Here is a 7,873-nt window from a genome sequence, read left to right as displayed (position 1 = left end):
TGTGTGGTGAGCCCGGGTCCACCGCCTCCGCGTCCAGATGCCCCCGCAGACGCCGCGCGCCGCTGCCGTGCGGGCCGCCGCCCCCCCCCCCGCGGGGGGGCGGGGGGCCCCCCCCCGCCGGCCGCCGTGGTGTGTGGGGTCGACCAGGGGTCCGCGAGGGCCGTCGGCGTCGCTCCCGACGCGGTCGCCGCTCAGGACGGGGCGGGCTCGCTCAGGACGGCGCGGGCTCCCGCACCAGGATGCGGACCGCCCGGGCCGCCGCGATCGCGCCGACGAGCACCGCGTGCCGGGGCTCGGGCACGTCCAGCAGCCGGTCGGCGCGCAGCGCCGCCAGCGGGGCGAGTCGCCGGTCGGCGAGCACGGTGTCCACCGCCCGCCGGTCGCCGCCGCAGACCACCGCGCGCAACGACGCCGCCTCCGGCAGCAGCAGCCGTACGGCCAGGTCGGCCGCGTCGCCCAGCGCCGCCTTCGCCTGGTTGTCGCGCCGTCGGGCGAAGCGCTGCTGCGACCAGCCCCCGGCGGCGGTGCGCCCCTGCACGTAGCGGGTGTCCACCTTGGAGACCACCAGCTTCTCCCCCGCCGCGACGCCGAGGGCCACCGCGCCCTTGCGGGCGAGCAGCAGGCCGATCCGGCGCGGCGCGGTCGCGGCGGCCACGAAGCCGGGCACGTCGGGGGCGGCGGGCGCGCCGGGCGGGGCGTGCAGCTCGGCGGTCGCGCCGTCCGGGGCGGCGAGCAGCAGCCCGTACGCCTCGACGGTGGTGGTGGGCGGGCCGTGCCGGTCGGCGAAGCCCTCGACCCACCGGGCGACCCGGGCGGGATCCACCTCGACCCAGCGGCCGCCTCCGGCGGCCGGTCGGCTGCTCATACGCCCGAACCTACGGCACGGCGACGCCGGCTGACCGCCGTGGGTGGGTGGCCCGGCTAGCCGGACAGCAGCATCGCCAGGGCCAGGGCGGCGATGATGGCACTGGAGAGCAGCGCGGTCACGAGTCGACCGCGCGGGCCGGTGAGCACCCGGCCGACCAGGGTGCCTCCGCCGGCGATCAACAGCTGCCAGCTCGCCGAGGCGACGAACGCGCCGAACACGAAGAGGCCGGCGGCGAGCGGATCCGGCTCGGCGTGGTCCGTACGGCCCAGCACGAGCGCGGCGAAGTAGACCACGGTCGCGGGGTTCAGCAGGGTCAGCGCGAGCACGCCGGTGAAGGCGCGGACCGGGGTCTCCAGGCCCCGGCGGACGCCGGCGGTCCCGGTCGCGGCTTGTGGACGCAGCGCGCGCCAGGCGCCGTGGCCGGCGAGGACGAGCAGCACCAGTGCGGCGGCCAGCCGCAGCGGCCCGGCGACCGGGGCGATCAGCCCGGCGACGGCGGCCCCGCCGAGGGCCGCCACGGCGGCGTAGAGCCCGTCGGCGGTGGCCACCCCGAACGCGGCGGCGGCGCCGACCCGGAACGACGTGCGGGCGCTGAGCCCGAGGATGAGGACCGCGATCGCACCGACCGGGATGGCAACGCCGTAGCCGGCGAGCAGACCGGCCAGGAACGCGCCGGTCACGACGGTCGGCGGCGGGTCGGGACGCGACCGGACGCGGTCCGCTGTCGCCGTGCGGCGGCGGCCGCGGCGACGGGGACGGTCTTCGTCGGGTACGTCTCGATCACCCGCTCATCCTCGGCCCCGCCACCGCGACCCTGCCACCGAATTCCCCACCGACGCCGTTCATCCGCACGCTGAGCGCAGTACCTCAGGCATTGCCAGGGCTGTCGTGGGCCATCGATCAGCCGTTGGGGCGTGATTCGATCGCCTGCAGCGACCACCTGTTGCCGTCAGGATCGCCGAAGTAGACGAAGCTGCCCCATGGCTGCACCTCGACCTCGCTGGCATCGACGCCGGCGTCGAGCAGTTGCCGGCGCGCCGCCTCGGCGTCGGCGACCACAACCTGGATTTCCTGGGTGCCGGGAGTCCTGTCGGTGATGCCCTCGCCGATCACGATGGAGCAGGCCGAGCCGGGTGGTGTGAGCTGGACGAACCGCAGGCCCTCGTGCACCCTGTGATCGTGGTCGGCGTTGAAGCCCACCTTCTGGTAGAACTCCTTGGCCCGGTCGACATCGGTCACCGGAACGGGGATGAGTTCGATCTTCCAGTCCATGGACCCACCGTAGGACATGGTTACGGTTCCGAGGGGGGAGGCTGAAGCGTGGGTATCGCGTGGCGTGACTCGCCGGAAGAACTGGCCGGACTGCTACGCCGACGGGGCCCGGCTCCGGACCGGGTGCACAACGTCGAGGCGGCGTGGAGGGCATTCCGCGTACGTCCGCTGGTCCAGGGTCCCTGAGGTGGTCAGGAGCGCGCAGGACGTTGTGGGCGTAATCGAGTCAGACCCGGGAGCAATGAAAGTCCTTCGAGTTACGGCCGACCTTGGATTATCGGACTGGTGGATCGGTGCCGGCTTCGTACGCAACCGCGTCTGGGACGCGATCAGCAACATCGCGGCCTCGCCGGAGCGCGACGTGGATGTCGCCTACTTCGACCCGGAAAAGCTGGACCTACGCGAGGAAGCACGCGCCGAAGCCCAAGCAATGGTGGCCCTGCCTGGGGTGCCGTGGGAAATTCGTAATCAAGCACGGATGCATCTGCGCAATGGCGATGAGCCCTACACGTCCGCCCTGGACGCGATATCGCGCTGGCCCGAAACGGCAACGTGCGTCGCGGTTACCCTGCGGGGTGACTCTGTTCACCTGGTGTCCTGCCATGGGTTGGCTGACCTTGTAGGAATGGTTGTCCGCCCCTCTCCAGCCTTCAACAATGCGGCGGGCCGCGCGAAGGTGCAGCGCCGCGTGCAGGTCAAGGGATGGCTCGACCGATGGGCCGGACTGCGGCTGGAGATCTAGCGCTCACGCCGGGCGAAGGGAAGGGCAGCCTCGACAGGACGTCCTCCTCTCGGCACGTCCGGGATGCTCGCACCCCGCCTTGCGTGACGGGCGCTTCGCGGCAGAAGAGGACGTCGATCCGCAGATCCACTGCTCTGCGGATCGGCCGTTGGGTCAGGCGCGGCGGGCGGTCAGGCCGTCGAGGGTGACGGTGCCGCTGTCGAGACGGACGCTTGCGGCATAGCGGTACTGGGCGCGTACGACAGGGTCGCTGAAGTCGATCGCGCCGCCGGTGTCGGCGAGGGCCCAGCCGGAGCCGGACGTCACGAGACCCAGGCGATTCAGGGTGATCGCGCCGAGAAAGCGTCGAGCGCGCCGCCCCGGAGGGGCGGTGCGCTCGACGGATACCGCCGCTGGGCCGGTCAGACGTTGAAGCCGAGGGAGCGGAGCTGGTCGCGCCCCTCGTCGGTGATCTTGTCCGGCCCCCACGGCGGGAGCCACACCCAGTTGATCCGGATGTCGTCGACCAGGCCGCCGCCCGGTCCGGTGGTCAGCGCCTGCCGGGCCTGGTCCTCGATGACGTCGGTCAGCGGGCACGCCGCCGAGGTCAGCGTCATGTCCAGGGTGGCGACGTTGTCGTCGCCGACGTGCACGCCGTACACCAGGCCGAGGTCGACCACGTTGATGCCCAGCTCGGGGTCGACGACGTCCTTCATCGCCTCCTCGACGTCGGCGACGGCGGCCTTGCCCTTGGCCGCCGACGCGGCGGCCGGCGCCCCGTCCGTGGCCGGTGCGGCGGCCTCCGCGGCCGGAGCCGCCGGCACGGCCGCGCCCTCGGTCTCCGGGGTCGCCGCGGTGGCGGTGTCCTCGCTGCTCATGCCTCAACCTCCGTCGGGCTCACGCCCACACCGGCGCGTGCCGCGGCGTCCTTGAACGCCATCCACGGCAACAGCGCGCACTTGACCCGGGCGGGGTAGCGGGCGACGCCCGCGAACGCTACCCCGTCACCGAGCACGTCCTCGTCCGGCGTGACCTGGCCACGGCCGGACATCAACTCGACGAACGCCTCGTGCACCCGGAACGCGTCGCCCGCGTCCCGGCCCACCAGCAGCTCGTGCAGCACGCTCGCCGACGCCTGGCTGATGGAGCAGCCCATGCCGTCGTACGAGACGTCGTGCAGCACGTCGCCGTCGGTGGCCACCCGCACGGTGACCTCGTCACCGCAGGTCGGGTTGACGTGGTGCGCCTCGGCGACCCGGGCGCCCGTGGCGTCCGGGTCGCGCAGGCCGCGACCGTGCGGGTGCTTGTAGTGGTCCAGGATGATCTCCTGGTAAAGAGATTCAAGCTGCATCGGGCTGCACTCCCGTCGATCCGCGGGCTCCTGCGTCGCCGCTCACTCGAACACCTTCCGCACCTGCTCCAGGCCCGCCACCATGGCGTCGATCTCCTCGGTGGTGGTGTAGAGGTAGAACGAGGCCCGCGTCATGGCCGGCACGCCGAAGCGGGTGCACACCGGCTTGGCGCAGTGGTGGCCGACGCGCACCTGCACCCCGAGCGAGTCGAGCACCTGCCCGACGTCGTGCGGGTGGATGTCGCCGAGGGCGAACGAGATGGTGCCGCCCCGGCCCACCGGCACGGCCGGCCCGAAGATCCGCAGGCCGGGCACCGTGGCGAGGGCGTCCAGCGCGTACGCCGTCAGCTCCTTCTCGTGCCACTGGATGGCCCGCATCCCGATGCCGGCGAGGTAGTCGACGGCCGCACCGAGCGCGACCGCCTCGGCGATCGGCGGGGTGCCCGCCTCGAACCGGGCCGGCGGCGCGGCGAAGGTCGAGCGGGCCATGGTGACCGTCTCGATCATCGACCCGCCGCCCAGCACCGGCGGCATCGCCGCCAGCAGCTCGGTCCGGCCCCAGAGCACGCCGATGCCGGTCGGCCCGCACATCTTGTGCCCGGTGAAGACGATGAAGTCGGCGTCGTAGTCGACCACGTCCATCGGCATGTGCGGCACCGACTGGGAGCAGTCGAGCAGCAGCAGCGCGCCCACCTCGCGGACCCGCGCGGTGATCCGCGCGGTGGCGTTGACCGTGCCGAGGATGTTGGACGTGTGCACCAGCGAGACGATCTTCGTCCGCTCGGTGACCAGGTCCTCCAGCCCCGACTCGTCCAGCCGCCCCTGGTCGGTGACCGGGAACCAGCGCAGGGTCGCGCCGGTGCGCTCGCAGAGCAGCTGCCACGGCACGATGTTCGAGTGGTGCTCCATCTCGGAGATCACCACCTCGTCGCCGGGGCCGAGCCGGAAGCGGGGGTCGGCGTCGGGCCGCAGCGACGCGTTGGAGAACGCGTACGCCACGATGTTGATCGCCTCGGTGGAGTTCTTGGTGAACACCACCTCGTCCACGCTCGGCGCGTTGATGAACGCGGCGATCTTCGCCCGCGCGCCCTCGTACGCCTCGGTGGCCTCGGTGCCCAGGGTGTGCACCGAGCGGGACACGTTGGCGTTGTGCATCGCGTAGTGCTCGCCGAGCACGTCGAGCACCTGCCGCGGCTTGTGCGAGGTGTTGGCGCTGTCGAGGTAGACCAGCCGGTGCCCGTTGACCTCCCGGTCGAGGATCGGGAAGTCGGCGCGCACCTTCGCCACGTCGTAACGCGGCACGTCGTCGTACTGCGGCATCCCCGACGGGATCGCGATGGAAGTCATGTCGACCGGCCCACCCATTCTTCCGAGAGGACTCAGGCCCGCGCCGCGCCGGCCCCGGCGACGTAGCGCTCGTAGCCCTCTTCCTCGAGCTTGTCGGCCAGCTCCGGGCCGCCCTGCTCGACGATCCGGCCGGCGACGAAGACGTGCACGAAGTCCGGCTTGATGTAGCGCAGGATCCGGGTGTAGTGGGTGATCAGCAGCATCCCGGTGTCGCCGGTGTCGCGGACCCGGTTGACGCCCTCGCTGACCACGCGCAGCGCGTCCACGTCGAGGCCGGAGTCGGTCTCGTCGAGGATCGCGATCTTCGGCTTGAGCAGCTCCAGCTGCACGATCTCGTGCCGCTTCTTCTCACCGCCGGAGAAGCCCTCGTTGACGTTGCGCTGGGCGAACGCCGGGTCCATCTGGAGGCGCTCCATGGCCCCGCGCAGCTCGCCACCCCAGGTGCGCAGCTTGGGCGCCTGGCCGTCGATGGCGGTCTTGGCGGTACGCAGGAAGTTCGCCACCGAGACGCCGGGGACCTCGACCGGGTACTGCATGGCCAGGAACAGGCCGGCGCGGGCGCGCTCGTCCACGGACAGGGCCAGCACGTCCTCGCCGTCGAGGGTCACCGAGCCGCCGGTGATCTCGTACTTGGGGTGGCCGGCGATCGAGTAGGCCAGGGTGGACTTGCCGGAGCCGTTCGGGCCCATGATCGCGTGGGTCTCACCCGAGCGGACGGTCAGGTCGACACCGGCCAGGATCGGCTTGAGCTCACCCTCGGGCAGCTTGACCGACACCTTCAGGTCGCGGATCTCCAGGGTGCTCATTATCGGGTCACTCCATTGCTCGGCGTGAGACTGACGTAGATGTCGCCGTCTCGGACTTCGACGGGATAGACGGGAACGGGTTCGGTGGCGGGCAGCCCGGTCGGCTCGCCGGTCCTCAGGTCGAAACGGGATCCGTGCAGCCAGCATTCCAGCGTGCAGCCCTCGACCTCCCCCTCGGAGAGGGCGACCGCGGCGTGCGAGCACTCGTCGTAGGCGGCGTAGAAGACGCCGTCCTCGCCGTGCACCAGCGCGATCGGGGTGCCGTCGACGTCCGCGCTGACCACGGTGCCCTTCGGCACGTCCTCGGTGGCGCAGAGGCGGATCATCAGGCGCCGGCCTTCGCGAGCCGGGCCTCGATGGCGTCGCCCAGCCGCTCGCGCAGCTCCTCGACCGGGATCTTGTTGATCAGCTCGGCGAAGAAGCCACGGACCACCAGGCGCCGCGCCTCGGCCTCCGGGATGCCCCGGGCCATCAGGTAGAACAGCTGCTCGTCGTCGAAGCGGCCGGTCGCGCTCGCGTGCCCGGCGCCGGCGATCTCGCCGGTCTCGATCTCCAGATTGGGTACGGAGTCCGCCCGCGCGCCGTCGGTCAGCAGCAGGTTCCGGTTGATCTCGTACGTGTCGGTGCCGGTCGCCTCGGCGCGGATCAGCACGTCGCCCACCCAGACGGTGCGCGCGCTCTCGCCCTGCAGGGCGCCCCGGTAGCCGACGTAGCTGCGGCAGTCCGGCACGGTGTGGTCGACCAGCTGGCGGTGCTCCAGGTGCTGACCCGAGTCGGCGAAGTAGAGGCCGTACAGCTCGGCCTCGCCGCCCCGGTCGGTGTACTCCACCGAGGTGTACTGCCGGACCAGGTCGCCGCCGAGGGAGACCTGGACGTGCACCACCTTCGCGTCGCGGCCCAGCTTGACCTTCAGGTGCTGGGCCTGGACGGCGTCGTCGGCCCAGTCCGCGACGGTGACCAGGGTCAACTTCGCCCCGTCGGCCACGGACACCTCGACGTTGTCGGCCAGCGTGGCCGAGCCGACGTGCTCCACCACCAGGGTCACCTCGGCGAACCGGCCCACCTCGACGAAGGTGTGCCCGAAGGCCAGGCCCTCGACGCCCTCGCCGACCACCCGCAGGCTCACCGGCTCGGCCACCACGGCGTCGCGGGCGACCTGGACCAGCAGCGCCTGGTCGGCTCCGCCGTAGGCCAGCGCGCTGACCCGGTCGACCGGGGTGAGCACGCTGCCCACCCGCGGGTCGTCGGAGCCGATCCGCCCGACGGTGACACCCTCGGGCAGGTCGCCGTGCTCGTGGCGGACCGCGCCGGTGGCGGCCGGCGACGCGCCGACCAGCCCGCGCAGCCGCTTGAGCGGGGTGAAGCGCCACTCCTCCTCAAGACCGGTCAGGGCCGGGAAGTCGGCGACGTCGTACGAGCGGAGCGCCTGCGACTTGGTGCTGGGCGGCGCGGAAGCCTGGGTAGTCATCTCTTCCTTGGTCTGTTCTACGACGACGGTGTCATTGGTC

At 72.1% G+C, this 7,873-nt stretch carries 11 protein-coding genes; 1 reads left to right on the top strand and 10 read right to left on the bottom strand.

The window, feature by feature from the left end; genetic code table 11:
• Positions 1 to 211: 211 nt before the first annotated feature.
• The 3 genes from ACGFNF_RS28450 to ACGFNF_RS28440 all read right to left on the bottom strand — a co-directional run bounded on the left by ACGFNF_RS28450 (position 212) and on the right by ACGFNF_RS28440 (position 2,140).
• Entirely contained in the window at positions 212 to 865 is a 654-nt protein-coding gene (locus ACGFNF_RS28450) for an acVLRF1 family peptidyl-tRNA hydrolase (RefSeq protein WP_393171874.1), read from the bottom strand.
• A 56-nt stretch (positions 866 to 921) separates the two neighbouring features.
• Positions 922 to 1,548 carry a LysE family transporter gene (locus ACGFNF_RS28445; RefSeq protein WP_357580991.1) on the bottom strand — a complete coding sequence of 209 codons (627 nt, stop codon included), beginning with the start codon at positions 1,546 to 1,548 and terminating at the stop codon, positions 922 to 924.
• A 220-nt stretch (positions 1,549 to 1,768) separates the two neighbouring features.
• Positions 1,769 to 2,140 carry a VOC family protein gene (locus tag ACGFNF_RS28440; RefSeq protein WP_393171872.1) on the bottom strand — a complete coding sequence of 124 codons (372 nt, stop codon included), beginning with the start codon at positions 2,138 to 2,140 and terminating at the stop codon, positions 1,769 to 1,771.
• A gap of 187 nt (positions 2,141 to 2,327) precedes the next feature.
• Here ACGFNF_RS28440 and ACGFNF_RS28435 point away from each other — a divergent pair, with 187 nt between their 5' ends.
• Positions 2,328 to 2,882 (top strand): nucleotidyltransferase family protein, encoded by a 555-nt coding sequence (locus ACGFNF_RS28435; protein WP_393171870.1) that lies wholly within the window; start codon positions 2,328 to 2,330, stop codon positions 2,880 to 2,882.
• Between the two features lie 153 nt (positions 2,883 to 3,035).
• Here ACGFNF_RS28435 and ACGFNF_RS28430 read toward each other — a convergent pair whose 3' ends face one another.
• The 7 genes from ACGFNF_RS28430 to sufD all read right to left on the bottom strand — a co-directional run bounded on the left by ACGFNF_RS28430 (position 3,036) and on the right by sufD (position 7,833).
• Positions 3,036 to 3,188, bottom strand: a complete 153-nt coding sequence (locus ACGFNF_RS28430) for a hypothetical protein (RefSeq protein ID WP_357580995.1) — start codon at positions 3,186 to 3,188, stop codon at positions 3,036 to 3,038.
• A gap of 95 nt (positions 3,189 to 3,283) precedes the next feature.
• Positions 3,284 to 3,739 (bottom strand): metal-sulfur cluster assembly factor, encoded by a 456-nt coding sequence (locus ACGFNF_RS28425; protein WP_393171868.1) that lies wholly within the window; start codon positions 3,737 to 3,739, stop codon positions 3,284 to 3,286.
• Positions 3,736 to 4,212, bottom strand: coding sequence for a Fe-S cluster assembly sulfur transfer protein SufU (gene sufU, locus ACGFNF_RS28420; RefSeq protein ID WP_151453362.1), 477 nt, complete (start codon positions 4,210 to 4,212; stop codon positions 3,736 to 3,738). The genes ACGFNF_RS28425 and sufU overlap by 4 nt, the downstream gene beginning before the upstream one ends.
• Before the next feature lie 42 nt (positions 4,213 to 4,254).
• Positions 4,255 to 5,559: a cysteine desulfurase gene (locus tag ACGFNF_RS28415; RefSeq protein WP_393171866.1), complete on the bottom strand. Its 1,305-nt coding sequence runs from the start codon at positions 5,557 to 5,559 to the stop codon at positions 4,255 to 4,257.
• Between the two features lie 32 nt (positions 5,560 to 5,591).
• Positions 5,592 to 6,365: a Fe-S cluster assembly ATPase SufC gene (gene sufC, locus ACGFNF_RS28410; RefSeq protein WP_393002497.1), complete on the bottom strand. Its 774-nt coding sequence runs from the start codon at positions 6,363 to 6,365 to the stop codon at positions 5,592 to 5,594.
• Entirely contained in the window at positions 6,365 to 6,691 is a 327-nt protein-coding gene (locus tag ACGFNF_RS28405; RefSeq protein WP_151453359.1) for a non-heme iron oxygenase ferredoxin subunit, read from the bottom strand. Before ACGFNF_RS28405 ends, sufC begins: the two co-directional genes overlap by 1 nt.
• Complete coding sequence (gene sufD / locus ACGFNF_RS28400) at positions 6,691 to 7,833, bottom strand: Fe-S cluster assembly protein SufD (RefSeq protein ID WP_393171864.1); 1,143 nt, start codon at positions 7,831 to 7,833, stop codon at positions 6,691 to 6,693. The genes ACGFNF_RS28405 and sufD overlap by 1 nt, the downstream gene beginning before the upstream one ends.
• Between the last annotated feature and the right edge of the window lie 40 nt (positions 7,834 to 7,873).

Source organism: Micromonospora sp. NPDC048868 (assembly GCF_043198195.1).
GTDB classification, from domain to species: Bacteria; Actinomycetota; Actinomycetes; order Mycobacteriales; family Micromonosporaceae; genus Micromonospora; species Micromonospora reichwaldensis.
The sequence above is the reverse complement of the archived record's forward strand: the minus strand, read 5'-3'. Positions and strand labels throughout refer to the sequence as shown.